Consider the following 26,213-nt stretch of genomic DNA (forward strand, 5'->3'; position numbering starts at 1 on the left):
AAGCCGGCGCCTCAGCCCCGGCGGGGATGAGTTTCGATGAGCCAGGGTTCCTCGGTCGCGGTGGTGGGCAGCGGGCTCGGCGGTCTGGCCGCCGCCTGCGTGACGGCGGCCCGCGGGCACCGCGTCACCGTCTACGACAAGAATTCCTGGATGGGCGGCAAGGCCGCGGTGCTGCACGAGGGCGGCTTCCGCTTCGACATGGGCCCGACCATCCTCACCGTGCCGCGCGTGCTGGAGCGCGTGTTCGCGGAGGCCGGCAAGTCGGTCCACGACTACATGGACCTGCGCCGCCTCGACCCGCAATGGCGCTGCTTCTTCGACGACAATTCCCGCATCGACCTGATCGAGGACGTGGACGCCATGGCGGCCTCCATGGACCGCTTCGCGCCGGGCCAGGGCATCGGCTACAAGAAATTCATCGCGGTCTCCGAGCACCTGCACGGCGTCTCGGAACGGTTCTTCTTCTGGAAGGCGGTGCAGGACCTGTTCGACACGATCGACATCCGCGCCAACATGAACCCCGGCACGCTTCGCGACGTGCTGTCCTTGCGCATGCACGCAACCGTCGCGAGCACGATCCGCGGCAAGGTGAAGGACGCGCGCCTCGCGCAGATGCTCGACCACTTCGTGCAATATGTCGGCTCCTCGCCCTACGGCGCGCCCGCCGTGCTCTGCGCCATCGCCCACATGCAGACGGCCGAGGGCGTCTGGTATCCGATGGGCGGCACCCGCGCGGTGGCCGAAGGCCTGATGAAGCTCGCGACCGAACTCGGCGCGACGCTGAAATCCTCCGACGAGGTGACCGGCCTCGACATCCAGGGTGGTGCCATCCGCGGCGTGAAGACCGCGAGCGGCACGGCGCCGTTCGATGCCGTGATCTCCAACATGGATTCGGTGCGCACCTACCGCGAACTCGTCGGCGGCGAGGTCGGCAAGACCTACGAGAAGAAGAGTTTCGAGCCGGCCTGCTCCGGCGTGGTGCTCTATCTCGGCCTCAACAAGCGCTACGATCACCTCGCCCACCACGATTTCGTCTTCTCCCGCGACCCGGAAGAGGAGTTCGACTTCATCTACCGCAAGGGCGAGCCCGCCCCGGACCCGACCGCCTATCTCGCGGCCCCCTCCTCCACCGATCCGAGCGTGGCGCCGGAAGGCGGCGAGGCGCTCTACGTGCTGGTCCACACCCCGTATCTGCGCCCGCACCACGACTGGTCCAAGATGTTCCCGGCCTACCGGCGGACCATCCTGGAGAAGCTGAAGCGCACCGGCGGCATGCCGGACATTGAGGAGCGCATCGTCGTCGAGCGCCACCTCACCCCGCAGGACATCCACGACCGCTACAAGGTGCTGAACGGCGCGATCTACGGGCTGGCCTCGCACGGCCGCATGCTGGGCGCGTTCAAGCCGGGCAACCGCTCGCGCGAGGTGCGCGGCCTCTACCTCGCGGGCGGCGCTGCCCATCCCGGCCCCGGCATGCCGATGGTGATGATGTCGGGCTGGATCGCCGCCGACGCGCTCGATCAGGACATCCGCGGCCGGGCCGAGCCGGAGCTGCGCGCCAGCGCGTGACGGGGGCTGAGTCCTCTCGGCACCAGCGGTCGGATATGCCGTTTCCCGTTTGATGCTTCGCCTCACGGATAGGGCGCGGGTTACCTCCCCCTTGCGGGGAGGGATTGAGGGTGGGGGTGGTTCAGGATGAGGCGTTGCGGTGACTTCTGCACCACCCCCACCTCCAACTCCTCCCCGCAAGGGGGAAGAGAGCGCGCACCGCGACCGGACCAAACGACGGGGCTCCGCCGGACGAACCTGAGAGCCGTGACGTATCCGAGCACCGCCCCGTGACCGCACCACCCGATCTGCCCGAACGCTCCCCGTTCGTCTGGCGCTTCATGACCGGCTATCTCGACCGGTTCGCGCGCCGCCACATGAACGCCCTGCGGCTCGCCCGCTGGGGCGTTCCCGCCTCCGTCGAGGCCGGCACGCCGCTCGTGGTCTATTGCAACCATCCGGCGTGGTGGGATGCGGCGATCCTGATCCTCATCGGCGACCGGCTGTTTCCGAAGCGGGCCTGCTACGCCCCGTTCGACGAGGCGATGCTCAAGCGCTACGGCATCTTCCGCCGCATCGGCGCCTTCCCGGTCGATCTGGAGAGCCGTCGCGGCGCGGCGCAGTTCCTCACCGCCGCCCGCGCCGTGCTGGCGGGGCCGGGCCGCGCGCTATGGATCACCGCGCAGGGGCGGTTCAGCGACACCCGCGCCCGCCCGCTCGGCCTCAAGGGCGGCATCGTCCGGGTGCCCGAGATCGCGCCGGATGCGCTGGTCCTGCCGCTCGCCCTCGAATACGCCTTCTGGGAGGAGCGGGGCGCGGAGGCGTTCTGCGCCTTCGGGGCGCCGATCCGGGCGGGCGACCTCCTCGCCCTGCCCCGGCCCGAGCGCCTCGCCCGGATGGAGGCCGCCCTGACCGACACCCTCGACCGGCTCTCCGCCGACGTCATTGCCCGCGATCCCTCCCGGTTCGAGACGCTGGTCTCGGGGAAGCGCGGCGTCGGCGGCATCTACGACGGCTGGCGGCGGCTCGGGGCGATGCTCACCGGGCGCCGCTTCGAATCCGGGCATCGCGCCGCGGGACGGGAAACGGACCCATGATCCTGACGCTCGCCCTGCTGACCCTCGCGCTCGCGGCACTCCCGGCCTGTCTCGCGGCGATCAACCTCTCGATCCTGCGCACGCCCGAACCGGAGCCGGAGGCGCCGGGGCTGGTCTCGATCCTGATCCCGGCCCGCAACGAGGCGGGGGTGATCGAGGGCACGGTGCGCGCCGCGCTCGCCAGCGCCGGCATCGCGGTCGAGGTGCTGGTCGGCGACGACCACTCCACCGACGACACCGCCGCCATCGTCACAGCAATCGCCGAGACCGACCCGCGCCTGCGCCTCGTTGCCGTGCCCGCCCTGCCCGAGGGCTGGACCGGCAAGAACCACGCCTGCGCCGTGCTCGCCCGCGAGGCGCGCGGCGACCATCTCCTGTTCCTCGACGCCGACGTGACCCTGGCGCCGAACGGCGCGGCGGGGCTCGCGGCCCATGCCCGGCGGACGGGGGCCGACCTCGTCAGCGGCGTGCCGCGGCAGGTGATGGAAAGCGTCGGCGAGCGCCTGACCGTGCCGATGATCAACTTCCTGCTGATCGGCTACCTGCCGATGGCGATGATGCGGCTCTCGCCCGATCCGTCGCTGGGAGCGGCCTGCGGCCAGATGATCCTGATGCGGGCGGAGGCCTACCGCGCCAGCGGCGGCCACGAGGCGATCCGCACCTCGCTCCACGACGGCGTGCGCCTGCCGCGCCTGTTCCGGGGCCAGCACCTGCGCACCGACCTCGTCGCCGGCCACGCGCTCGCGACCTGCCGGATGTACCGCGACTGGCCCCAGAGCTGGGCCGGCTTCTCGAAGAACGCCCGCGAGGGCATGGCCACGCCCCGCGCCCTGCCGGTGTGGACGGTGCTCCTGTTCGGCGGCCACGTCCTGCCCTGGCCCGTGCTGCTCCTGGCGCTGCTGGCGGGCAACGCGTCCGCCGCCTGGGTCGCGGCGGGGGCCGCGCTCCTGTCGCTGGCGACCCGGATGGCGATCACCCCGGTGGTGCGCGAGCCCGCTGCCACCGTGCCGCTGCACCCGGCGACCGTCTGCACGGCGCTGGCGATCCAGTGGAACGCGCTGCTGCGCCCGGACCGCGCCGGCGTCGCGGTGTGGAAGGGCCGGCGCTATCCGATCACCGCCCCGCCCGGATCGTCCTGACGACGGCATCCTGACGATCGGCCGGCAAAATCGGCCCGTCGCGCGATCGAGCCTTTGCAGTTGCCGGGCAACGCCTGTAGCTTCGAGGCCACGATGGTGCGGCGTGCTGCCGTGTCCGCGTGCGTTCAGGAATCTCGGCCGCGTCCATGAGGGATGAGAGCGCCGCCGCCGTGTCGGCTCGCCCCGCCGCCGACCCGCAAGACCCGCGGGACGGCGCCCGCACGGTCGTGGGCGGCCGGCCGATCGAGCCCTATCCGACCCGCTACGGCCGCCGCGACGCCTACGCCGCCCTCGATCTCGGCACCAACAATTGCCGCCTGCTCGTCGCCGAGCCGACGCCCAACGGCTTCCGCGTCATCGACGCGTTCTCGCGCATCGTCCGCCTCGGCGAGGGGCTGGGGAATTCCAACCGCCTGACCGAGGCCGCCATCGAGCGCACGGTCGAGGCCCTGCGCATCTGCAAGGCCAAGATGAAGGCCCGCGGCGTCGCCCGCTCCAAGGTGATCGCTACGGAAGCCTGTCGGCTCGCCATCAACGGCGCCGAGTTCGTGGACCGCGTGCGGGCCGAAGTCGGGCTCGATCTCGAGATCGTGGATCGCCAGACCGAGGCCTACCTCGCCGTCACCGGCTGCGCCGCGCTCGCCGACCCGCGCGCCGAATCGGTGGTAATCTTCGACATCGGCGGCGGCTCGACCGAGATCGCGTGGCTCGACGGCGCGGCGGCCAACCCCTCGACCGACCCGACCTTGCGCATCCGCGCCTGGGATTCGCTGCCCGTCGGCGTGGTGACGCTGGCCGAGCGCCACGGCGGCACCGAGGTGACGCGGCTGACCTTCGAGGGCATGGTCGAGGAGGTCGGCGACCTGCTCTCGCCCTTCGCCATCCGCGCGGCGGCGGCGGCGACCGCGCCCTACTTCCACCTGCTCGGCACGTCGGGCACCGTAACGACGCTCGCGGCCATGCACCTGCGGCTCGCCCGCTACGAGCGGCGCCGGGTCGACGGCCTGTGGATGAGCGATTTCGAGGTCAGCGACGCCATCGAGGACCTGCTCGACACCCGCCTGGAGCAGCGCGCCGACAACCCCTGCATCGGCCGCGACCGCGCCGACCTCGTGCTCGCGGGCTGCGCCATCCTAGAGGCGATCCGCCGGGTGTTCCCCTCCGAGCGCCTGCGCATCGCCGACCGGGGCCTGCGCGAGGGCCTGCTGATGAACATGATGCGCGAGGACGGCGTGTGGCGCCGGGGGCGGTATCGCTGAGGCATCCTTCCCGCGCCGTTCCGGTTCCGATAGGGACGGCGGGGTGAAGAGGACGGGATCATGAGCGACCGGCGAGGCGGATCGGGCGGTCTGCGCGGCGACCTGAAGCAGCGGGTGAAGACCGGGCGCGGGCGCACGCTGTCGCAGAAGCGCTGGCTGGAGCGCCAGCTCAACGACCCCTACGTGGCCCGGGCCAAGCGCGAGGGCTATCGCTCGCGCGCGGCGTTCAAGCTGGTGGAGATCGACGAGCGCTTCAAGCTGTTGAAGCCGGGGCAGAAGGTGCTCGATCTCGGCGCCGCGCCGGGGGGCTGGGCCCAGGTCGCGGTCAAGACGGTGGGCGAGACCGGCCGGGTCGTCGGCATCGATCTGCTCGACATCGAGCCGATGGCGGGAGCGACCTTCATCACCGGCGACTTCCTCGACCCGACCGCGCCGGAGCGCCTGACCGAGCTGCTCGGCGGCCGGGCCGACCTCGTGCTGTCCGACATGGCGGCCAACACCACCGGCCACAAGAAGACCGACCACCTGCGCATCATCGGCTTGGCCGAGACCGCGGCGGCCTTCGCCCGCGAGATCCTGGCGCCGGGGGGCGCCTACCTCGCCAAGGTGTTCCAGGGCGGCACCGAGGGCAGCCTGCTCGCCGACCTCAAGCGCGACTTCGCCGTGGTCCGCCACGTGAAGCCGGCGGCGAGCCGCGCCGATTCGAGCGAACTCTACGTGCTCGCCACGGGCTTCCGTGGCGTTGCCGAAAACGAGGACGCCGCGGACGAAGAGTAGTCGCCTCGGCCGGTCCCAGGTTTCGAAAGGACTAGTCCTTTCGCGGGTCCAGGGCAGAGCCCTGGTTGGAAGGGATGCCGGGGCTCTGCCCCGGTACCCCGCCAAAGGACTCGTCCTTTGGGATCCCGATATTGGGCTTACGTCGGCAGAGCCTGCACCAGGGTGCGGAAGCGTTCGCCGCGGACTTCGAAGTTCGGGAACTGGTCGTAGGAGGCGCAGGCCGGCGACAGCAGCACCACGGGCTCGGGGGCGTCCGAGGCGGCCGCCGCCTTCGCGGCGGTTTCGGTCGCGACTTCGAGGGTTTCGCAGCGGGTGTAGGGCACCCTGCCCTCCAGCGTGGCCGCGAAGGCGTCGCTCGATGCGCCGATGAGGTAGGCGTGGGCGATGCGGTCGAACAGCGGGCTCAGCGGCTCGATGCCACCCTCCTTGGCCTTGCCGCCGACGATCCAGTGGATGTCGCGGAAGGCGAGCAGCGCCTTCTCGGTCGAGTCGGCGTTGGTGGCCTTGGAATCGTTGACGAACAGCACCCGGCCGCGGCGCCCCAGGCCCTCCATGCGGTGGGCGAGGCCGGGGAAGTTTTTCAGGGCGGCGGCCAGCGCCGCGCCCTCGATCCCCAACGCGCGGGCGACCGCGACCGCCACGGCCGCGTTCTGGCCGTTATGGGCGCCGCGCAGCGAGCCGATCCCGGTGAGGTCGGCCAGATCGGTGCCGTCCGCATCGAGGATGCGGGGGCCCTGCACGATCAGGTCGCCGGCCTCACCGCCGTGACCCTCGACGTGGATGCGTACGCGGGGCTCGCCGCGCCGGGCCGCGATGGCCGCACACCACGCGTCGTCCACGCCGACCACGGCGAGGCCGGCATTCGCGACCACCCGCTCCTTGATCGCGGCGTAGTTCTCCATGGTGCCGTGGCGGTCGAGATGGTCCGGCGTCAGGTTGAGCAGCACGCCGACGCTCGGCGCCAGCGAGGGCGTGAGGTCGATCTGGAAGGTCGAGAGTTCGATGACGTGAACACGGCCCGCGGCCGGCGGCTCCAGCGAGAGGATGGCGGTGCCGATGTTGCCGCCCATCTGCACGTCGCGGCCGGCCTCACGCAGGACGTGGGCGGTGAGCGCGGTGGTGGTCGATTTGCCGTTGGTGCCGGTGATGGCGACGAAGGGCGCGTCAGGGGCCAGAGCGGCGCGCTCTCTGCAAAAAATCTCGATGTCGCCGATGATGGCGACGCCGGCGGCCTTCGCCAGCGGCACGGTCCAGTGCGGCTCCGGGTGGGTCAGCGGCACGCCCGGCGCCAGGACGAGGGCCTGGAAGCCCGACCAGTCGGCCTCGCGCAGGTCGGAGACGGTGATGCCCTGATCGCGGGCGCGGTCGCGGCTTCCCGCGTTGTCGTCCCAGGCCAGCACATCGGTCCCGCCCGCCAGCAGCGAGCGCACGGTGGCGAGGCCGGAGCCGCCGAGGCCGAACAGAGCGATCTTTTGGCCGGCGAAGGTGGTGGCGGGGGTCATGGCGATCGCTTCCTGGCGGCGCCCTCAGCGAGGGGCCTCTCCTCCCCCTTGCGGGGAGGAGCCGGAGGTGGGGGTGGTGCAGGATGGAGTGCGGCGGTGCCTTCTGAACCACCCCCACCCTAACCCTCCCCGCAAGGGGGAGGGAAGGCGGTCAGCGCAGCTTCAGCGTGGCGAGGCCGACGAGGGCGAGGATCACGGCGATGATCCAGAAGCGGATCACGACCTGCGGCTCCTTCCAGCCCTTCTGCTCGAAATGGTGGTGGATCGGCGCCATGCGGAAGACGCGCTTGCCGGTGAGCTTGAACGACAGCACCTGGATGATCACCGACATGATCTCCAGCACGAACAGGCCGCCGACGATGGCGAGCACGATCTCGTGCTTGGCCGCCACCGCGATCGAGCCGAGCAGGCCGCCGAGCGCCAGCGAGCCGGTGTCGCCCATGAAGATCTGCGCGGGCGGCGCGTTGAACCACAGGAACCCGAGCCCCGCCCCGATCACCGCGCCGCAGACGACGGCGAGTTCGCCGGTGTCGCGGACGTAGTTCACCTGCAGGTAGCCCGCGGTGAAGGAGTTGCCGACGAGGTAGGCGATGATGCCGAAGGTGCCGCAGGCGATCATGACGGGGACGATGGCCAGCCCGTCGAGCCCGTCGGTGATGTTGACCGCGTTGCCCGCGCCCACGATCACGAAGGCGGCGAAGGGCACCCAGAACCAGCCGAGGTTCAACAGCGCGTCCTTGAACACCGGGAAGGCGAGCTGGTTCTGGAGCGAGACCGGCGAGTAGATCGAGATCAGGAGGCAGGCGGCGCCGGCGATGGCGAATTCGAGCAGGAGACGGAACTTGCCGGAGAAGCCCTTGTGCGACTGCTTCGTCACTTTGAGGTAGTCGTCGTAGAAGCCGATCGCGCCGAAGCCGAGGGTCACGGCGAGCGTCACCCAGACGTAGTGGTTGCGCGGGTTGGCCCACAGCAGCACCGAGACGATGGCGCCGGCGAGAATCATCAGGCCGCCCATGGTCGGGGTGCCGCGCTTGGTCAGGTGGCTGGCCGGCCCGTCCTCGCGGATCGGCTGGCCCTTGCCCTGGCGGATGCGCAGGAGCGAGATGATCCACGGCCCGAACCAGAACACGAAGAAGCCCGCCGTGAACAGCGCGCCGCCGGTGCGGAAGGTGATGTAGCGGAACACGTTGAGGGGCGTGAGCGTGCCGCTCAGTTCCGACAGGAGATAGAGCATCGGTTCCGTCCGCGCGCGGCCAAGTTCTTTTCGAGTTCGACCGCGCTGGACGCGGGCAACCTCACGATTGGGCGGGCGCGAAAAAGGCCCGACCGTCGATTGTCTTCAGCGAACCGCCTGGAGCGAGGCTTCGCGCTGGTCCGGGGGCAGCGCGTAGCGGGCTTTGACCGCTTCGACAATCCGGACCATGCGCATGGAGTTCGAGCCCTTGACCATCACGGCGTCGCCGGGGCGGAGCGTGGCGACCACGGCGTCGATCAACTCGTCGGCCGTGGGGGCGGCGGTGCCGCGGCTTTCCATCGGCAACGCCTCGAACAGGTGGCGCATCAGCGGGCCGGCGGTGAAGACGAGGTCGATGCCGTTCGCCCGCACGGCGTCCGCCAGTTCGCGGTGCAGGCGCTCGCCCGCCTCGCCGAGTTCCTTCATGTCGCCGAGCACGGCGATGCGGCGGCCCTTGCCACCCGTGTCGATACCACTGAGCGTCGCCAACGAGGCGCGGATCGAGGCCGGGTTGGCGTTGTAGCTCTCGTCCACGAGGTAGGCGTCGCCGTCGGCGATCCGGAGCGCCGTGCGCTCGCCGCGCCCGACCGGGGGCTTGAGGCCCGCCAGCGACAGGGCGGCGCGGGCGAGGTCGGCGCCCAGCGCGTGGACGCAGGCCAGCACGCCGAGCGAGTTCATGGCGACGTGCCGGCCCGGCGTGCCGAGCTGGTAGGTCACGGCTAAGCCCATCACGGTGGCATCGACCACCGAGATGTCGGGCCGCGTCAGGATGCGGTGCGCGCGGACATCCGCCGATTCGTGCTCGCCGAAGGTGATGACCCGGCCGGCCTTCGAGGCGTGGGCGTGGGCGAGCATGCGCGAAAAGTTCGGGTTGTCGCGGTTGATCACCGCGACGCCGCCGGGCGCGAGGCCGGAGAAGATCTCGCCCTTGGCGTCGGCGATGGCCGAGAGCGAGGGGAAGTGCTCGATATGGACCGGCTCGACGGTGGTGATCAGCGCCACGTCCGGCCGCACTTGGGCTACCAGCGGCAGGATTTCGGCGGCGTGGTTCATGCCGATCTCGAACACGCCGAAGCGGGCGGATTCGGGCATGCGGGCCAGCGTCAGGGGCACGCCCCAGTGGTTGTTGTAGGAAGCGACCGAGGCATGGGTCTCGCCCTGCGCGCCGAAGACGTGTCGCAGGGCCTCCTTGGTGCCGGTCTTGCCGACCGAGCCCGTCACCGCGACGATGGCGGCGCTCGTGCGGGCGCGGGCGGCCGTGCCGATGGCGCGCATCGCATCCAGCACCGGATCGTCGGACGTCTCCGGCACCGCCAGCACCGGGCCGTAGGCCGAGAGTTCTTCCGCGCGGGACTGGGCGACGACGGCGGCGCCCGCGCCCTTCTCCAGCGCCGCGCGCACGAAGTCGTGGCCGTCGCGGGCCTCGCCGCGAATGGCGAAGAACAGGTCGCCGGGCTCAAGCGTGCGGGTGTCGATCGAGGCGCCGCCGATCGGGCGCGGCGCGCCGTGCAGCGTGCCGCCGGTGGCGGATTCGAGGGCGGCCGGGGTCCAGAGGTCGGTCATCGGGCAATCTCTTGGACGAAGGGCGCGCGAAAAAACCCTCCCCCCTCCGCGGGGGAGGGTGTCCGCGGAGCGGACGGGAGAGGGGAGCGACGGTTCCGGAGAGTTCGGGTCGAGGGCGGCCAAGCGGAACCGTGGTTCCCCTCTCCCGACCCCCTTCGGGGGCCACCCTCCCCCATCTCAAGTCGGGCCTGCCCGATTTGGGCACTTAAGAGTGCGGATATCGGGCAAGCCCGATATCCGTGGGGGGGAGGGTTGAGCGCGGCGCAGAATGCAGCGGTCATCCGTTCACCTCAGCGATCGCGGCGCGTAAAACCTCGTGATCCGAGAACGGGAGCACGCTTGTGCCGACGATCTGGCCGGTTTCATGGCCCTTGCCGGCCACCACCAGCACGTCGCCGGGCTTCAGGCCCCGCACGCCCGCGCGGATCGCCTCGCCCCGGTCGCCGATCTCTTCGGCGCCGGGCGCGGCGGCCAGGATCGCGGCGCGGATGCTCGTCGGTTCCTCGGTGCGGGGGTTGTCGTCGGTGACGATCACGCGGTCGGCGAGCCGCGCGGCGATGTCGCCCATGATCGGGCGTTTGCCCCGGTCGCGGTCGCCGCCGCAGCCGAACACCACGACGAGCCGGCCCGTCGCGAAGGGGCGCAAAGCCGTCAGCACGTGTTCCAGCGCCTCGGGCTTGTGGGCGTAATCGACGAGGCAGAGCCCGCCGTTGGCCTCGCCGATCCGCTCCATGCGGCCGGGCACGCCGGTGAGATGATCGAGCGCGGCGAACACCGCCGCCGGGTCTTTTTCCCCGGCCGGCGTCGAGAGGGCGAGGCCGGCGGCGACCAGCGCGTTCTCGACCTGAAAACCGCCGACCAGCGGCAGCCGCACCTCGTGCGTGTCGCGTCCGTGCGCGAGCGTGAGGGCTTGCGAAAAACCCTCGGTGCGGGCGTCGAGGACGCGGATGAAGTCGCCGTGGCGGCCGGTGGTGCGGATGGCGTGGCCGGCCGCGTCCGCGGTGCCGATCACGCGCTCGGCATAGGCGCCGTCGGCGTTGATCACCGTCGGGCGGCCCTTGGGCAGGAGCGTGGTGAACAGCCGGAGCTTGGCGTCGAGGTAATCCTCGACGGTCGGGTGATAGTCGAGATGGTCGCGGCCGAGATTGGTGAAGGCGGCCGCCCTCAGTTCCACGCCGTCGAGGCGGCGCTGCTCGATGCCGTGGGAGGAAGCCTCCATGGCGAGATCGGTGATGCCCTCGTCGGCGAGCCGCGCCAGGGTCTGGTGCAGGGTGATCGGATCGGGCGTCGTCAGCGAGCCGTAGGCGGCGCCGCGGTTCGTCACGATGCCGACCGTGCCGAGGCTCGCCGAGTCGCGGCCGATGCGGGAGAGAATCTGGCGCACGAAGTCGGCGACCGAACTCTTGCCGCTGGTGCCGGTGACCGCGACCACGGTCTCGGGCTGGCGGCCCGACAGCCGGGCGGCGGCCAGCGCCAGGGCGCGGCGGGCGTCCGCGACGGCGATCCAGGCGGTGGCCTGGGGCAGATCGGCCGGGCGCTCGCCCTCGCCGACGACGGCGATGGCACCTGCCTCGGACGCCTTGGCGGCGAACAGCCGTCCGTCGGCCGTGGTGCCGGGCACGGCGACGAAGACGCCGCCGGGCACGACCCGGCGGCTGTCGGCGGTGAGGCCCGCGACGGGCTTTGCCGCGTGATCGGTGGCGGCGTCCCCGAAGAGATGGCCGAGGGTGGGCTGGCTCATGCGAGGCTCCCGTGTGCGCGCTTTCCCCTCCCCCTTGCGGGGAGGGGTCAGGGGTGGGGGTGGTGCAGGAGGGACCGCAGCGGTGCCTTCTGCCCGACCCCCACCTCCTACCTCCTCCCCACCTAGATCGGGCCTGCCCGATCTAGGCAAGTAAGATGCGGATCTCGGGCAAGCCCGAGGTCCGTGGGGAGGAGAGCGCCCTATCCAATTCGCCGGTGCGGGCGGCAATCACGGCCCACCCGTCTGCAGCGCGTGATACGCCCCGAGCTTGACCATCAGCGGGAACGGCTTGGCCGGCGGCTCGAACTTCGGCGGCAGGCCGAGCACCGGGGCGGTGCGCTCGATGATCCGGCCCGTCACCACGCCGGAGTTCCAGGCGGCGGTGGCGTAGCCGCCGCTCTCAGGGAGTCCCTGCGGCTCGTCCATGATGGTGACGAAGAGGTATTTCGGCTTGTCCATGGGGGCCGCCGCCGTGAAGGTCGTGAACAGGCGGTTCTTCACGTAGCGCCCGTTGATGACCTTCTCGGCCGTGCCGGTCTTGCCGCCGACATAGTAGAGCGGCACCGCCGACTTCTTGGCCGAGCCTTCCACCGCGTTGAGGCGCATGATGAAGCGCATCGCCTCGCTGGTCTCGGGCTTGATGACGCGGGTCGACTTGGCGTGGGCCTCGGCCTCGGAGGTCTTGAGGAAGGTCGGCGTCATCAGCTCGCCGCCGTTGACGATGGCGGCGACCGCGGCGGCGGCCTGAAGGGGTGCCACCGCGAGGCCGTGGCCGAAGGCGATGGTGATGGTGTTGATCTCGGTCCAGCGCGGCGGGATGATCGGCATCGCCGATTCCGGCAGTTCGGTGCGCAGCCGGTCGAGCAGGCCCATCTTCTTCAGGAAGGCCTTGTGGCCGGGCACGCCGACGCCGAGCGCCATCTTGGCCGAGCCGATATTGGAGGAGTGGGTGAACACCTCCGGCATGGTGATGACGCGGTTGGTGCCGTGGTATTCGTGGATCTTCTGCCGGCCCCAGTGCAGCACGCCGCCGCGGGTGTCGAAGGTGGAGTTGACGTTGTACTTGCCGGAATCGAGCGCCATGGCGAGCGTCATCGCCTTGAAGGTCGAGCCCATCTCGTAGACGCCGACGTTCATCCGGTTGATGCGGTCGTCGGACAGCGCGTCCTTCGGCTCGTTCGGGTCGAAATCCGGGTAGGAGGCGAGCGCGATGAGTTCGCCGGTGTTCACGTCCATGATCATCGACGCGCCGGCCTTGGCCTTGAAGTGCTCGACGCCCTTCACGAGTTCGTCGCGGACCGCGAACTGGGCGCGCAGGTCGATGGAGAGCTGGACCGGCTTCAGGTCGGTCTGCTTGGTGGCGAGCCCGAACTCGTTGAGCGCGCGGTTGCCCTGCATGTCGATGTACTTCTCGATGCCGGCGATGCCGACATTGTCGAGGTTGGTCACGCCGAGGATGTGCGCGGCCGCCGTGCCGTTCGGGTAGACCCGCTTGTGGTCGGGCAGGAAGCCGACGCCGGGAATGCCGAGACGGTGGACCTCGAGCTGCTGCTTCGGGGTGATCTCGCGCTTGATCCAGACGAAGCCCTTCTTCGACGAGAGCTTGGCGCGCAGCTCCGCCGCGTTCAGCTCGGGCAGGACGGCGGTGAGGAGTTCCACCGCCTCGTCGCGGTCGAAGGTGCGGGCCATCCGGATCGGCTCGGCGAAGACCGAGACGGTGCGGATGTCGGTGGCCAGCATCTCGCCGTTGCGGTCGATGATGTCGGGCCGCACCGCCGTGGTCGCGGCGGCGGCGACGCGGTGGTCGTTGCTGTTGTCGGCGGGCGTGGCCGCCACCACGATCAGCCGCAGGGAGATCGCGCCGAACACCGCGGCGAAGGCGAGGCCGACGATGGCGACGCGGGAATGTGAGCGCTCGATGGCGAGCCGGAACATCGTCCGGGTGAAGCGGGTGAGCGCCGAGGCCGGCGGCTCGCTCGCCACCACGCGCTCGGGGCCGGCATCCGCCTGCAGCGCGACCGGCGGCACCTCGACGGTCGGATCGGACATCGCCGTCTCCTGGGTGGACGGCTCCTGAGAAGAGTCGTGCGACACGGCGAACGCTACCTCGTGGCCGGCGGGCGAGTGGAGACGGTGCGGGTCGCGACCGAGCCGGTGGTGCGCGGCTCGTCGCGGGCGTTGAGCGGCTTGTCCTTGGGCGTCGCGGTCGGCGTCGCCGTGGAGGCGAGCAGCCGGCCGATCTCGTCGCCGCGGTCGGGGCGGGCCGGCAGGTCGGACATACGGGCGAGGTGCTCGTCGCCGATCAGTTCGAGCGCGAGATGGCGCTCGACCGCGGCCTGGAGCCGGTCCGGCCGGGTCAGCAACTGCCACTCGGCCCGCAGCACGGCGATGGCCTGCCGCTCCTTATGCAGGGCGCTCTTGAGCTTCGAGACCTGACCCGCCTGATAGAGCGTGTCGTACTTGATCGAGTAGGCGTAGATCGCCGAGCCGATCAGGCCGGCGATCGCCAGGACGTTGAGAAGCCGGATCACCGCCGTCCCCCCTTCTGCACGGCCGGCAGGCTCGCCAGCGCCTCGATGGCCGACAGCGGCGGCGGCGGGGCCGCCTCGGTCCGCTCGGCCGCGCGCAGCTTCGCCGAGCGGGCGCGCGGGTTGCCCTCGGTCTCGGCCTCGGAGGGCAGGACGGGGCCCTTGGTGACGAGCCGGAAGCTCTTGGGGGCGGGTGCCTCGACGCCCGGCATGTGGCGCGAGCCCTGCGAGGCGCGCCCGCTGCGGGCGGCGAAGAATTGCTTGACGATGCGGTCTTCGAGCGAGTGGAAGGTCACCACCGCGAGCCGCCCGCCGGGCCGCAGGATGCGCTCGGCGGCGTGCAGGCCGCGCACCAGCTCGCCGAGTTCGTCGTTGACCGCGATGCGCAGGCCCTGGAAGGCGCGGGTCGCCGGATGGATCGGGCTGCCGGGCTCGGGCCGCACCACGCTCGCCACGAGGTCGGCGAGCTGGCTCGTGGTCTCGATCCGGCCGCGGCGGCGCGCTTCGAGAATGGCGCGGGCGACCGCGCGGGAACGGCGCTCCTCGCCGAAGTGATAGAAGATGTCGGCGAGCGTCGCCTCTTCCGCCTCGTTGACGATGTCGGCCGCCGACGGTCCCTCGCCGCCCATGCGCATGTCGAGCGGCCCGTCCTGGCGGAACGAGAAGCCGCGCTCGGCCTGATCGAGCTGCATCGACGACACGCCGATATCGAGCACCACCGCGTCGGCCTGTTCCTCACCGATGCCGGCGAGCAGCGTGTCGAGATCGCCGAAGCGGCCCGGCACGAGGCGAAGCCGGCCTTGCGCCGCCCGCACCATCTCGGCGCCGGCCGCGATGGCGGTCGGGTCGCGGTCGATCGCGACGACATGGAGATCGGAATGCGCGTCGAGGATCGCGCGCGTGTAGCCGCCGGCCCCGAAGGTGCCGTCGATGACGAGGCCGCCGCGGCTGGTGTCGAGCGCGGCCAGCACCTCGGCGAGCAGCACGGGGACGTGGCGGGCATGGTCGCCCTGCGGCCGGCGCGGCGGGCGGCTCATCGGGCGCCCTTCCAAAGGTCGAGTCGTCCAGCGCAGGGCCGCGGGGCGGCTCCGACGGTCTCCGGCGGGGGAGAATGCATGATGGCCTGCTGCGTGGGCGGACCACACAGCCGCGGCCCGGACGATGGTGGCGTTGCCGGTGCGTCGGCCCTGGACACGCGCCGAACGCCTCGCCAGGCAACCTGAGCGAGTGTCGGCCGATCCGGTATCGGGCGTCAACGGGATGGCGCGGGGTAACATAGGCCCTCGAAACGCGTCAACGAGCTCGGCCATTCGGGCGGCCCCGGATCAGACCCCAGCAAGGTTAACCGAGCGCTAATGCGGGGCGGAAAAGCCGGGGGCCGGCCCCCGCGCGGGCGGGTCCGCGCATCGCTCGGACGACGGTTTTCGCGATTTTTGGAAGGGTGGATCAGCCGGCCTGTAAGCCGGGTTCTGTAGGGCTCATGGGCGAACCCGTGAGCGTGGCAGCCATTCCTCTGGGACGGTCGTTGCCGACCGCCTCGAGCAACCAACCCGGGCGACGGGCCTGGAGAGCGGGCCTGCCCTCCCCCGAGGGGAAGGGCGTGTCGCCCCTATTCGGTTTTGCTCCCGGTGGGGTTTGCCGTGCCGTCCGCGTTGCCGCGTCCGCGGTGCGCTCTTACCGCACCCTTTCACCCTTACCCCGACAAGCCACGAGGGCCTGCGGGGCGGTCTGCTCTCTGTGGCACTGTCCCTGGGGTCGCCCCCGCCGGAGGTTATCCGGCACCGCCTCTCCATGGAGCCCGGACTTTCCTCCCCGCTGACGCGGAGCGGCTGCCCGGCCGACTGATCCGGCGCCGGACTTGCGCCGGGCGGGGGGGCGGGGTCAAGCGCGGATCACACGCCGGCCGGCCGCTCGGCCTTCACGCGGGCTTCGTGATGCGCCCGCAACTCGGCGAACACGCGATCCGCCGGGATCGGAGGACTCGCATCGTCCAGCGCCTCCCGCACCCGCGCGCGCAAGGTCGCGTCGTCCATCCTCTCGTGGTCGCGGGTGCCCTGCCCCGCCCTCACGCCTGCGCCAGCATCCCGAGCCATTCGTCCTCCGACACCACTCTCACGCCGTGCTTTTCGGCGTCCTTGAGCTTCGAGCCGGCGCCGGGGCCGGCGACCACGAGGTCGGTCTTGGCCGAGACCGAGCCCGAGACCTTGGCGCCCAGCCGCTCGGCGGTGGCCTTGGCCTCGCTGCGGGTCATCTTTTCGAGGGTGCCGGTGAAGACCACGGTCTTGCCGGAAAACGCCGCCGCCGAGGCCGTGGCTTCCAGCGGCGTCGTCTCGACCTCGGCGAGCAGTGCCAGCACCGCATCCCGGTTGTGGTCCTCGGAAAAGAATTGGATCAGCGAGTCGGTGGCCACGGGCCCGATCTCGCCGTCGTCGGCGAAGACGCGGTAGGCATCGCCCGGCTTCTGACTGGCGGCCCGCTCCAGCGCGGCCTCGGCCTCCGCCTCGCTACCGTAATGGGCGAGCACCGCCTCGCGCTGCGACGGCGTCAGCCGCGCCCGCAGCCGCGCGCCGAGGCTCAAGCCCTCGATCTGCTCGCCGGGCGTCGGGTCGAGGGTCTCGAACAGCTTGTCGCGGGTGCCGGGGCCGATCCGCGGCAGCGCCGAAAGCTCCAGCCAGTCGCGGCCGGCCTGGGCTGCCGCGGCCGCGTCGAGGGCCGCCATCAGGGCCTGCATGTCGGGAAACCGCTTGGCGAGCGCCTTGGCGGTCGACTCACCGATATGGGGAATGCCGAGCGCGAACAGGAAGCGGTTGAGGGCGATCTTCCGCCGCGCGTCGAGCGAGGCGAGCAGGTTGTGGATCGCCTTGTCCTCCTCCTCGCCCTTCTTCTTGGTCGGCTTTTTCGGGGGCGGCTCGCCCTCCGCCCGCCGCTGCGCCGAGAGTTCTTCGCGCCGGGCGACGATGGCGGCCTTCAGCGGCTCGAACGTCAGCCGGAACAGGTCGGCGGGCTGGCGCACGAGGCCCTTGTCGAACAGCACCTCGATATAGGTCTGCCCGAACCCCTCGAGATCGAAGCCGTTGCGCGAGACGAAGTGCTTCAGCCGCTCCAGCCCCTGCGCCGGGCAGATCAGGCCGCCGGTGCAGCGCCGCACCGCGTCGATCTTCTTCGTGCGCGGGTTCAACTCCCGGACCGCCCGGCTGCCGCAGGCCGGGCAGGTCTCGGGGAAGACGAAAGGAACGGCGTCCGCCGGGCGCTTGTCGAGCACTACGTCCATGACCTTGGGGATCACGTCGCCCGCGCGCACCACGATGACGGTGTCGCCGACGCGGATGTCGCGGCCCTCGCGGATCGGTTCGCCGTCGCCGCCGACGCCCTGCACGTAGCCCTCGTTGTGGAGGGTGGCGTTCGACACCACCACGCCGCCGACCGTGACCGGCTTCAGCCGCGCCAGCGGGTTGAGCGAGCCGGTGCGGCCGACATTGATGTCGATGGCGAGCAGTTGCGTGATCGCCTCTTGCGCGGCGAACTTGTGGGCCAGCGCCCAGCGCGGGGCGCGGGAGACGAAGCCGAGGCGCTTCTGGAGCCCGAGGTCGTCTACCTTGTAGACGACGCCGTCGATGTCGTAGCCGAGATCGGCCCGCTCGGCCTCGATCGCGCGGTAATGCGCGATCATTTCCTCCGTCGAGCGGCACAGCTTGGTCCGCGGGTTCACCGGCAGGCCCCAGCCCCGGAACCGGTCGAGCACCGCCGACTGGCTGTCGGCGAACGGCTCCGACACCTCGCCCCAGGCATAGGCGAAGAACCGCAGAGGGCGCGACGCCGTGATCGCGGCATCCTTCTGGCGCAGCGAGCCGGCGGCGGCGTTGCGCGGGTTGGCGAAGGTCGGCAGGCCCGCCTCCTCCTGCCGTGCGTTGATGGCGGAAAAATCCGCGTGCGAGAGATAGACCTCGCCGCGCACCTCCAGCACCTTCGGCCAGCCGGTGCCCGCGAGCGTTTCCGGGATGTCCTTCACCGTCAGCGCGTTGGCCGTGACCTTCTCGCCGACCTCGCCGTCGCCGCGGGTGGCCGCCGTGTCGAGCCGTCCGTCGACGTAGCGCAGCGACAGCGACAGCCCGTCGATCTTCGGCTCGGCGGTGAAGGCGACCGGCTCGTCCGCGCCGAGATTGAGGAAGCGGCGCACGCGCGCGACGAACTCCTCCACCTCCTCGTCGGCGAAGGCGTTGCCGAGGGAGAGCATCGGCACCGCGTGCCGCACCTTCTCGAACCGGCTCGACGGCTTGGCGCCGACCGACACCGAGGCACGGCCGGTGCCGGCGAGCGCGGGAAAGCGCGCCTCGATCAGTTCGAGTTCGCGGCGCAGCGCGTCGTATTCCGCGTCCGAGATCTCGGGCGCGTCCTCGCCGTGATAGAGCCGGTCGGCCTCGGCGATCTCCTCAGAGAGCGCGACATGGCGGGCGCCCGCCGCCTCCTCGGTGAGGGCGTCGACGGCGGCGGAGATCGGGGAGCGCGACATGGGCGCGTTCTAGCGCAGGCGCGGGCGGCGGGCAGCCGCTTTTGCTGGTGATACCGTTATCCAACCCACTCCCCTCATCCTGAGGCGCCCGCGAAACGGGCCTCGAAGGAGGGCTCCAGGGATCGCGCGCTCCGCTGGAGCCCTCCTTCGAGGCTGCGCTTCGCTCCGCACCTCAGGATGAGGGGAGTGGGTGGGAGGATGCTTGAAAAGAGAAGCACCACAAACACTTGGAGCTGCACCCCCGATCCGGAGATCGAGAGCGCGGCTCCCAGCCTCACGCCAAAGCGCCCTCGCCTACTCCGCCGGCACCGAATGCCCGTGGCCGTGCCCGGCCTCGGGCGCCGCCTCGGCGTTCTCGCCCGCTGCGACCTCCTTCGCCTTGAACAGGCGCATCACCACCACGAAGAACACCGGCACGAAGAACACCGCCAGCACCGTCGCGGTGATCATGCCGCCCATCACGCCGGTGCCGATGGCCTGCTGGCTCTTCGAGGCGGCGCCGGTGGCGATCGCCAGCGGCACCACGCCGAAGATGAAGGCGAGCGAGGTCATCACGATCGGGCGGAAGCGCAGCGTCGAAGCCTGGATCGTCGCCTGGACGATGTTGGTGCCGGGCTTCCACAGGTCGCGGGCGAATTCCACGATCAGGATCGCGTTCTTCGCCGAGAGGCCGATGATCGTGATGAGGCCGATCTTGAAGTAGACGTCGTTGGGCATCTCCCGGAGATACACCGCCGCCACCGAGCCGATCACGCCGAGCGGAATCACGAGCAGCACCGAGAACGGGATCGACCAGCTCTCGTAGAGCGCAGCCAGACACAGGAACACGATCAGCACCGACAGCGCCAGCAGCAGCGAGGCCTGCGAGCCCGCCTGCTTCTCCTGCAGCGACTGGCCGGTCCAGGTGTAGCCGAAGCCCTTCGGCAACTGGCTCATCAGCCGCTCCATCTCGGCGATGGCCTCGCCCGAGGTGTAGCCGGCCTTCGGCTCGCCGGTGAAGCGGACCGACTGGTAGCCGTTGAAGCCGACGATCTGGCTCGGGCCCATGCTCCATTTCAGGTCGGCGAAGGAGGACATCGGCACCATCGTGCCCTGGCTGTTCTTCACCGCGTAGTTGAGGATGTCGGTCGCCTGCATGCGCTGGAGCTGTTCGGCCTGCACGTAGACGCGCTGCATCTTGCCGCGGTTCGGGAAGTCGTTGGTGTAGACCGAGCCGAGGTTGACCTGGATCGCGGCGTTGATGTCCTCGAACTTGACGCCGAGGGCCGCTGCCTTCTCGCGGTCGATGATGAGTTCGGCCTGCGGCGTCGGCGGCAGGCCCTCGATCTTCACCGCCTTGAGGATCGGGCTGTGCTTGGCGAGCGACAGGAGCTGCGCCTCCGCCGCGGTCAGCGCCGAGTAGCCCCGTTGCGCCCGGTCCTGCAGGCGGAACGAAAAGCCCGCCGCGTTGCCGAGGTTGTCCACCGGCGGCGGCTCCTGCGCGTCGATGATCGCGTCGCGGTAGCCGTTGAGCGCCGCGTTGGTGCCGGCGACCAGCGCGGAGGCGGAATTGGCTGCATCGCGCTCCGACCAGGGCTTCAGGGTGACGAAGGCCTGGGACAGGTTCGGGCCTTGTCCCGAGAACGAGAAGCCGTTGAGCATCGTCACCGTGGCGACGCCGGGTTGCGCCATCAGGTGCTCCTCGACCTTGCGCACGGCGGCCTGCGTCCGGTTGAACGAGGAGCCCGGCGGGGTCTGGATGTCGACGGTGAAGAAGCCCTGGTCCTCGATCGGCAGGAAGCCCTCGGGCAGCCGCATGAAGGCGAAGGCGGTGCCGGCCACCAGCGCCAGATAGATCATCATCACCCGGCCGGACTTCTTGATGCACCACGCGGTGCCGCGGCCGTAGCGGGCGGTCTCGCGGTCCACGATCCGGTTGAACCAGCCGAAGAAGCCTTTTTTCGCGTGGCCGTGGCCCTTCTCGATGGGCTTGAGGAAGGTGGCGCAGAGCGCGGGCGTCAGCGACAGGGCGAGCAGCGCCGAGAAGCCGATCGAGGTCACCATCGCGATCGAGAACTGGCGGTAGATGATGCCGACCGAGCCGGGGAAGAACGCCATCGGGATGAACACCGCGACGAGCACCAGCGTGATGCCGATGATCGCGCCGGTGATCTGGCTCATCGCCTTGCGGGTCGCCTCCTTCGGCGACAGGCCCTCCTCCGCCATGATGCGCTCGACGTTCTCGACCACGACGATGGCGTCGTCGACGAGGATGCCGATGGCGAGCACCATGCCGAACATCGTCAGCACGTTGATCGAGAAGCCGGCCAGCAGCATCACGGTCACCGTGCCCATCAGGGCGATCGGCACGACGATGGTCGGGATGAGGGTGTAGCGGATGTTCTGCAGGAACAGGAACATCACGATGAACACGAGGATCACCGCCTCGACCAGGGTCATCATGACCTTCTTGATCGAGGCCTTCACGGCCGGCGTGATGTCGTAGGGGATGTCCCACTTCAGGCCCGGCGGGAAGAACTGCGACAGCTCCTCCATCTTGGCCCGGATGGCGCTCGCGGTTTCCAGCGCGTTGCCGTCGGGCGCCAGCGTCACCGAGATGCCGGCCGCCTCGCCGCCGTTGAGGCGGGTCGAGAACTGGTAGGCGTCGCCGCCGAGTTCGATCCGGGCGACGTCGCGCAGGCGCACGTTCGAGCCGTCGGAATTGGCCCGCAGCACGATGGCGCCGAAATCCTCCACGGTGCTGAGCTGGCCCTTCACCACAATCGGGGCGAAGGTGGCGTGATCGACCGGGCTCGGCTGCGCGCCGACGGCGCCCGAGGCGATCTGGATGTTCTGGTTACGGATGGCGTCGGTCACGTCGTCGGGCGTGAGCGAGAGGCCGCGCAGCTTGTCCGGATCGACCCAGACGCGCAGCGAGCGCTCCGTCGAGTAGAGGGTCGCGCGGCCGACGCCGGGGATGCGGCGGATCTCGTTGAGGACGTTGCGCATCAGGAAGTCGCCGAGCCCGATCTCGTCCATCTTCCCGTCGGTCGAGACGAGCGTGATGATGTTGAGCGTCGCGGCCGAGGCTTCCTCGACGAGGATGCCGTTCTGGCGGACTTCGGCGGGCAGGCGCGCCTCGACGCGCTTCAGGCGGTTCTGCACCTCGACCGAGGCGAGCGCCGGATCGGTGCCGGGCTGGAAGGTCGCCGTGATGTTGATCGAGCCGAACGAATCGGTGGTCGATTCGAAGCTCATGATGTTGGCGGCCCCGTTCAGCTCGTCTTCGATGAGCCGGGTGGTGCCGGTGTAGAGGCTCTCCACCGAGGCGCCGGGGAAGGCCGTGGAGAGCGCGATCGAGGGCGGGGCGATCACCGGATACTGCGCCACCGGCAGCATCGGGATCGACAGCACGCCGCCGAGGATGATGAACAGCGCGACGACCCAGGCGAAGACCGGGCGGTCGATGAAGAAGCGGGCCATGGGGCTCGATGCGTCCTGTCGATTTTTGTCGGAGCGGCGGACCCGTGGGTCCGCCGAGGGCGCGGGCGCTGGGGGTTCTCTTCCCGTCCATCCCACCCATCCCCCTCATCCTGAGGTGCGTAGCCGAAGGCGGAGCCTCGAAGGAGGGCTCCAGGGATCGCCAAGCGAACTGGAGCCCTCCTTCGAGGCCGCTTCGCGGCACCTCAGGATGAGGGGGATGGGTGGGCGGTCATCGGGCGAAAAGTCCCAAAAGAATCAGTCTTGGAACTGGTTGGCGACGACGGGCTGGGAGACCGAACCGGTGGCGGCCTCCTTGTCGTGCTGCTTGTCGTGGCCGTCGGTGTCGTGGCTGTCGGTATCGACGGGCTTGCCGGCGTCGGGCGAGTTGTCGGTCTTCCAGCGGACCGATTTCACCTCGGTGCCCGCGACGATCTTCTGGAAGCCCTCGACCACGACCTTCTGACCGGCCTCCAGGCCCTCGCGGATCAGCCAGTTGCCGCCGACGACGGGACCGACCTCGACCGGCTGGAGCATGACTTTGCCATCCTCCTTGACGACCCAGACCTCGGGCTTGCCGTCGTTGGAGCGCTGGATCGCCTGCTGCGGCACGGCGATGGCGTCGGAATCGATGCCCTGCTTGATCCGGGCGCGGACATACATGCCGGGAAACAGCTCGTCGTGCGGGTTGGGGAACAGCACGCGCAGCGTCACTTGGCCGGTGCTCGGGTCGGCGGTGACGTCGGAGAACAGCAGGCGCCCGGCCGAGCCGTAGAGCGTGCCGTCGTCCATGATGAGATGGACGTTCGCGGTGTCGTGGGAAAGCTTCGACAGCTCGCCCGAGGCGATGTCGCGGCGCAGCTTGTTCAGTTCGCCCACCGACTGGGTGATGTCGACGTAGATCGGGTCGAGCTGCTGGATCGTCGCCAGCACGCCGGTCGTGCCGGACTCGATCAGGGTGCCCTCGGTGAGCAGCGCCCGACCGATGCGGCCGGAGATCGGCGCCCGCACCTCGGTCCACGAGAGGTTGAGCTTGGCCCGGTCGCGGGCGGCCCGCGCCCCGGCGACTTCGGCCTCGGCCTGCTTCTTGGCGGCGAACGCCGTGTCGTACTGCGCCTGGCTCGCGGTGTTGCGGGCGAGCAGGGTCTCCAGGCGCTCGGCCTGCTGGTTGGCGAGCACGAGGGCGGCCTCGCGGTTGGCCAGCGTCGCCTCCTGACTCGCGAGTTCCACCTGATACGGGGCCGGGTCGATCTTGTAGAGGATGTCGCCCTCGTTGACCTGACTGCCCTGCTCGAACAGCCGCTTCACCACGAGGCCGGAGACGCGCGAGCGCACCTCGGCGATGCGCATCGGCGCGACGCGGCCGGGCAGGTCGCGGACGTAGGGAATCGGCTGCGGCTTGACGCTGACGACGCTGACCTCCGGCGGCGGCGCCGGCACCGGGGCGGCGGCCTTCTGCTCGTTGCAGGCCGAGACCGCGACGATCACGGCGCTGACCAGCAGGGTGGCCGGAACGGTCCAGCGGGAGCGGGGGCGCCCGGTCTCGGACCCGGCGGGGCCGGGGAGAGGCTCGGGCGTCTGGGGGGACGGCGTCACGATGGGGTCGCTCCTAACGATACGCTCGACACGTGAGGGCACCCACGGCGAGGCGGGCGGCCCTTCGGTCAGGGATCACGGCCGGCCCCGGAGGGGCTGTGTCGGGGCCGTGGCAATCGCCGGGCCAGAGCGTGAGACGGTGGGGTCTCAAGGGCCCGTCGGAAGGATGCTCAGAGGTGCATCCGTGAGGGAGACAGCCGCGGGGCGCGGCCATTTACGGTCGAGCGCATCCTGAGCGCCAAGTTTGGCATTCCCACGACGAGGGGGAAGCCGCCGGCCCGGATGCGTCGCCGCGACGCGTCGGCTCAGGCCCTGGGCGGGCGCTCGGGCAGGGCGTGGCCGGTGCCGTCGGGGGGCGCATCGGAATACGGGCGGCCGATCGAACCCACCGCATCCGGCACCGGGCCGGCGGGGGCCGGGCCGAGGCGCCAATGCGTCTCCGATTCCTCGAAGTCGTGGGCGGCGCGGTCGAGACGCTGGCCCGTGGCCGGCTCCTGGGTCGGACGCTGCTCGAAGGCGGTCTCGTGAAGCGGGCTCGCCGCGAAGGACGCATCGACCGGCAGCCCGACCACCACGAGCAGGCTCATCAGCCCGGCCAGGAAGGACAGGACGAGGCGGGTCGAAGGGCCTGCGGAACGGGCGGTGCGAGTGAGAAGCGTCACGGTGATGCGAGTGTGGGGGAGGAAACCGCCCCGTTCAATCGACTGCGACATTCTGGCCGACCCGCGTTCGAGAAGACGATTCATCTCCCGGAACGTCATGAATCATACGGACTTGCCGGCTCAGCATCGCCCGAGTCGGTAAACGGAACGTCATCACCGTGGCGCAGGGCGGCATCCCATTCGCCGCATGTGTTGCCGAAAGGCGACGCTTTCGCCTTCCTCCTGCCCCCTCCCCCGGCCCAGAACCCGGCATGGCCCGGAAGCGGACACGCACCGGGCCGACCCATCGAGGAGGACTCGACCGTGACGAACCGTCATTCGCGACTGCCGCACCTCGCGGCGGCCTTGGCCCTCGCCGGCACCCTGGGCGCGCCCGCGCCCGCCCGCGCCGACCTGCTCGACAGCGGGCCGATCGCCGACTTCATCAACGTGTTCAAGACCCAGGCGATTCCGCGCGAGACGGTGGCCTATGCCGGCAAGGAGCGGCCCGGCACCATCGTGGTCTCGACCTCGCAGCGGCGGCTCTACTACGTGCTCGGCGGCGGCGCGGCGATCCGCTACGGCGTCGGCGTCGGGCGGCGCGGCTTCTCGTGGTCGGGCACCAAGACCGTCACCGGCAAGAAGGAATGGCCGGATTGGCGCCCCCCGGCGCAGATGCTGGCACGGCGCCCCGACCTGCCCCGCTACATGGCCGGCGGCCAGGACAACCCGCTCGGCGCGCGGGCCATGTATCTCGGCTCCTCGCTCTACCGCATCCACGGCTCCAACGAGCCGGAGACCATGGGCGCGGCGGTCTCGTCCGGCTGCATCCGCATGACCAACAAGGACGTGGTCGATCTCTACGACCGGGTGAAGGTCGGCACCAAGGTGATCGTGAAGGATTGATCGTGCGAACGCGGGACGTTCGTCGGTAGGGGCGGCGGTTCGTCGGCAGCGGGATGCGAAGTCTGTCGGTCTGGAGAGCGCAGCCGCAGGCCTTGCACCCCGCTGCCGGCTGAGCCAGATCGCCGCGCGAGCGCGTCGGCAACGCCTCCGCCATCACCGTCGAGATCGTTCGACCGGACAAGGGACAGAAGGGATTTGCCGCCCAACCCCGCCGCTGGGTCATCGATCCTTCGACAGGCTCAGGATGAGGGGACCTTCGGATGGATCGCCCGATGTCGAAGGCTCGCCCGCGACTACGAGGCGACCCCGTCCTTCACGCTCGCCTTCTTCGTCCTGGCAGCCGCCATGATCCTCGTCAGACGGGTCGCACAGCCTTTATGAAACGGGCTCTCAGACCACGAAGAAATCGGCGTGGGTCAGTGCCACCTTCGTGTCGAGGATCGCGAACTGCACCGCCGCCTTCGAGCCGCTGCCGTCGGCGTCGTAGGACAGGGCACCCGTCGTCTTGTTGTAGAGGATGCGGTCGTCGCCATCGACCTTGGCGCCCGATACGCTCAGGTCCTTGAACGCCGCTGCCGTCAGCGTACCGGCCGAGAGCGCGGTGAAGACGCCCTTCGACAGCTGGATCGTGTCGTGCACCGCCGCCGTCGAGGCGACGAAGTCGGTGATGCGATCGACGTTGGCCGCACTCAGTGCCGTCCTGAACACGAAGG

At 70.3% G+C, this 26,213-nt stretch carries 18 protein-coding genes, 1 other RNA gene and 2 pseudogenes; 7 read left to right on the forward strand and 14 right to left on the reverse strand.

Features of this window, described 5'->3' with window-relative positions:
- Window positions 1-36 precede the first annotated feature (36 nt).
- From AAHG03_RS23550 to AAHG03_RS23570, 5 genes are all read left to right on the forward strand, one after another.
- Window positions 37-1,569, forward strand: coding sequence for a phytoene desaturase family protein (locus AAHG03_RS23550; RefSeq protein ID WP_342153640.1), 1,533 nt, complete (start codon window positions 37-39; stop codon window positions 1,567-1,569).
- Window positions 1,570-1,889: 320 nt separating this feature from the next.
- Window positions 1,890-2,645: a lysophospholipid acyltransferase family protein gene (locus AAHG03_RS23555; RefSeq protein ID WP_342153665.1), complete on the forward strand. Its 756-nt coding sequence runs from the start codon at window positions 1,890-1,892 to the stop codon at window positions 2,643-2,645.
- The gene (locus AAHG03_RS23560) at window positions 2,642-3,784 is read left to right on the forward strand and encodes a glycosyltransferase family 2 protein (protein WP_342153641.1); all 1,143 of its coding nucleotides are present in this window, start codon (window positions 2,642-2,644) and stop codon (window positions 3,782-3,784) included. Before AAHG03_RS23555 ends, AAHG03_RS23560 begins: the two co-directional genes overlap by 4 nt.
- 146 nt (window positions 3,785-3,930) lie before the next feature.
- Window positions 3,931-5,043, forward strand: a complete 1,113-nt coding sequence (locus AAHG03_RS23565) for a Ppx/GppA phosphatase family protein (RefSeq protein ID WP_342153642.1) — start codon at window positions 3,931-3,933, stop codon at window positions 5,041-5,043.
- Window positions 5,044-5,103: 60 nt separating this feature from the next.
- The gene (locus AAHG03_RS23570; protein ID WP_342153643.1) at window positions 5,104-5,820 is read left to right on the forward strand and encodes an RlmE family RNA methyltransferase; all 717 of its coding nucleotides are present in this window, start codon (window positions 5,104-5,106) and stop codon (window positions 5,818-5,820) included.
- 137 nt (window positions 5,821-5,957) lie between these two features.
- Here the strand turns inward: AAHG03_RS23570 and murD are convergent, their stop codons facing one another.
- The 13 genes from murD to AAHG03_RS23635 form a co-directional block, all read right to left on the reverse strand.
- Window positions 5,958-7,322, reverse strand: coding sequence for a UDP-N-acetylmuramoyl-L-alanine--D-glutamate ligase (murD, locus tag AAHG03_RS23575; protein ID WP_342153644.1), 1,365 nt, complete (start codon window positions 7,320-7,322; stop codon window positions 5,958-5,960).
- 151 nt (window positions 7,323-7,473) lie between these two features.
- Window positions 7,474-8,556 (reverse strand): phospho-N-acetylmuramoyl-pentapeptide-transferase, encoded by a 1,083-nt coding sequence (gene mraY, locus AAHG03_RS23580; RefSeq protein ID WP_342153645.1) that lies wholly within the window; start codon window positions 8,554-8,556, stop codon window positions 7,474-7,476.
- A 105-nt stretch (window positions 8,557-8,661) separates the two neighbouring features.
- The gene (locus AAHG03_RS23585) at window positions 8,662-10,119 is read right to left on the reverse strand and encodes a UDP-N-acetylmuramoylalanyl-D-glutamyl-2,6-diaminopimelate--D-alanyl-D-alanine ligase (RefSeq protein ID WP_342153646.1); all 1,458 of its coding nucleotides are present in this window, start codon (window positions 10,117-10,119) and stop codon (window positions 8,662-8,664) included.
- Between the two features lie 277 nt (window positions 10,120-10,396).
- Window positions 10,397-11,860 carry a UDP-N-acetylmuramoyl-L-alanyl-D-glutamate--2,6-diaminopimelate ligase gene (locus AAHG03_RS23590; RefSeq protein ID WP_342153647.1) on the reverse strand — a complete coding sequence of 488 codons (1,464 nt, stop codon included), beginning with the start codon at window positions 11,858-11,860 and terminating at the stop codon, window positions 10,397-10,399.
- A 228-nt stretch (window positions 11,861-12,088) separates the two neighbouring features.
- Complete coding sequence (locus tag AAHG03_RS23595) at window positions 12,089-13,909, reverse strand: peptidoglycan D,D-transpeptidase FtsI family protein (protein WP_342153648.1); 1,821 nt, start codon at window positions 13,907-13,909, stop codon at window positions 12,089-12,091.
- 53 nt (window positions 13,910-13,962) lie between these two features.
- Window positions 13,963-14,391 carry a cell division protein FtsL gene (ftsL, locus tag AAHG03_RS23600; RefSeq protein WP_342153649.1) on the reverse strand — a complete coding sequence of 143 codons (429 nt, stop codon included), beginning with the start codon at window positions 14,389-14,391 and terminating at the stop codon, window positions 13,963-13,965.
- Complete coding sequence (gene rsmH / locus AAHG03_RS23605; protein ID WP_342153650.1) at window positions 14,388-15,425, reverse strand: 16S rRNA (cytosine(1402)-N(4))-methyltransferase RsmH; 1,038 nt, start codon at window positions 15,423-15,425, stop codon at window positions 14,388-14,390. The genes ftsL and rsmH overlap by 4 nt, the downstream gene beginning before the upstream one ends.
- 405 nt (window positions 15,426-15,830) lie before the next feature.
- Window positions 15,831-16,233, reverse strand: an RNA gene (gene rnpB, locus AAHG03_RS23610) — RNase P RNA component class A.
- Between the two features lie 47 nt (window positions 16,234-16,280).
- A complete protein-coding gene (locus tag AAHG03_RS23615) occupies window positions 16,281-16,421 on the reverse strand; it encodes a hypothetical protein (RefSeq protein ID WP_342153651.1) in 141 nt (46 codons plus the stop codon).
- Window positions 16,422-16,453: 32 nt separating this feature from the next.
- Complete coding sequence (ligA, locus tag AAHG03_RS23620; RefSeq protein ID WP_342153652.1) at window positions 16,454-18,898, reverse strand: NAD-dependent DNA ligase LigA; 2,445 nt, start codon at window positions 18,896-18,898, stop codon at window positions 16,454-16,456.
- Between the two features lie 294 nt (window positions 18,899-19,192).
- Entirely contained in the window at window positions 19,193-22,360 is a 3,168-nt protein-coding gene (locus tag AAHG03_RS23625) for a multidrug efflux RND transporter permease subunit (RefSeq protein ID WP_342153653.1), read from the reverse strand.
- A 255-nt stretch (window positions 22,361-22,615) separates the two neighbouring features.
- On the reverse strand, window positions 22,616-23,953 hold the full coding sequence (locus AAHG03_RS23630; protein ID WP_342153655.1) for an efflux RND transporter periplasmic adaptor subunit: 1,338 nt from the start codon (window positions 23,951-23,953) through the stop codon (window positions 22,616-22,618).
- 305 nt (window positions 23,954-24,258) lie between these two features.
- Entirely contained in the window at window positions 24,259-24,615 is a 357-nt protein-coding gene (locus AAHG03_RS23635) for a hypothetical protein (protein ID WP_342153657.1), read from the reverse strand.
- 303 nt (window positions 24,616-24,918) lie between these two features.
- Between AAHG03_RS23635 and AAHG03_RS23640 the strand changes: the two genes are divergently transcribed.
- Together AAHG03_RS23640 and AAHG03_RS23645 are read left to right on the forward strand one after the other, a co-directional pair.
- Entirely contained in the window at window positions 24,919-25,500 is a 582-nt protein-coding gene (locus AAHG03_RS23640) for a L,D-transpeptidase (protein WP_342153659.1), read from the forward strand.
- 128 nt (window positions 25,501-25,628) lie between these two features.
- Window positions 25,629-25,881, forward strand: a pseudogene (locus tag AAHG03_RS23645) (IS5/IS1182 family transposase); the annotation flags it as partial.
- A 9-nt stretch (window positions 25,882-25,890) separates the two neighbouring features.
- Here the strand turns inward: AAHG03_RS23645 and AAHG03_RS23650 are convergent.
- A pseudogene (locus tag AAHG03_RS23650) lies at window positions 25,891-26,213 on the reverse strand (M10 family metallopeptidase C-terminal domain-containing protein); the annotation flags it as partial.

Source organism: Methylorubrum subtropicum (assembly GCF_038442325.1).
Classification (GTDB): domain Bacteria; phylum Pseudomonadota; class Alphaproteobacteria; order Rhizobiales; family Beijerinckiaceae; genus Methylobacterium; species Methylobacterium subtropicum.

Excerpts from the sequence above, each read along its gene's own strand:
- mraY (WP_342153645.1), bottom strand. The coding sequence starts at position 8,556 with ATGCTCTATCTCCTGTCGGAACTGAGCGGCACGCTCACGCCCCTCAAC.
- murD (WP_342153644.1), bottom strand. The coding sequence starts at position 7,322 with ATGACCCCCGCCACCACCTTCGCCGGCCAAAAGATCGCTCTGTTCGGC.
- AAHG03_RS23570 (WP_342153643.1), top strand. The coding sequence starts at position 5,104 with ATGAGCGACCGGCGAGGCGGATCGGGCGGTCTGCGCGGCGACCTGAAG.
- AAHG03_RS23585 (WP_342153646.1), bottom strand. The coding sequence starts at position 10,119 with ATGACCGACCTCTGGACCCCGGCCGCCCTCGAATCCGCCACCGGCGGC.
- AAHG03_RS23555 (WP_342153665.1), top strand. The coding sequence starts at position 1,890 with ATGACCGGCTATCTCGACCGGTTCGCGCGCCGCCACATGAACGCCCTG.
- AAHG03_RS23615 (WP_342153651.1), bottom strand. The coding sequence starts at position 16,421 with ATGGACGACGCGACCTTGCGCGCGCGGGTGCGGGAGGCGCTGGACGAT.
- AAHG03_RS23625 (WP_342153653.1), bottom strand. The coding sequence starts at position 22,360 with ATGGCCCGCTTCTTCATCGACCGCCCGGTCTTCGCCTGGGTCGTCGCG.
- AAHG03_RS23560 (WP_342153641.1), top strand. The coding sequence starts at position 2,642 with ATGATCCTGACGCTCGCCCTGCTGACCCTCGCGCTCGCGGCACTCCCG.
- ligA (WP_342153652.1), bottom strand. The coding sequence starts at position 18,898 with ATGTCGCGCTCCCCGATCTCCGCCGCCGTCGACGCCCTCACCGAGGAG.
- AAHG03_RS23565 (WP_342153642.1), top strand. The coding sequence starts at position 3,931 with ATGAGGGATGAGAGCGCCGCCGCCGTGTCGGCTCGCCCCGCCGCCGAC.
- AAHG03_RS23590 (WP_342153647.1), bottom strand. The coding sequence starts at position 11,860 with ATGAGCCAGCCCACCCTCGGCCATCTCTTCGGGGACGCCGCCACCGAT.
- AAHG03_RS23550 (WP_342153640.1), top strand. The coding sequence starts at position 37 with ATGAGCCAGGGTTCCTCGGTCGCGGTGGTGGGCAGCGGGCTCGGCGGT.
- rsmH (WP_342153650.1), bottom strand. The coding sequence starts at position 15,425 with ATGAGCCGCCCGCCGCGCCGGCCGCAGGGCGACCATGCCCGCCACGTC.
- AAHG03_RS23595 (WP_342153648.1), bottom strand. The coding sequence starts at position 13,909 with ATGTCCGATCCGACCGTCGAGGTGCCGCCGGTCGCGCTGCAGGCGGAT.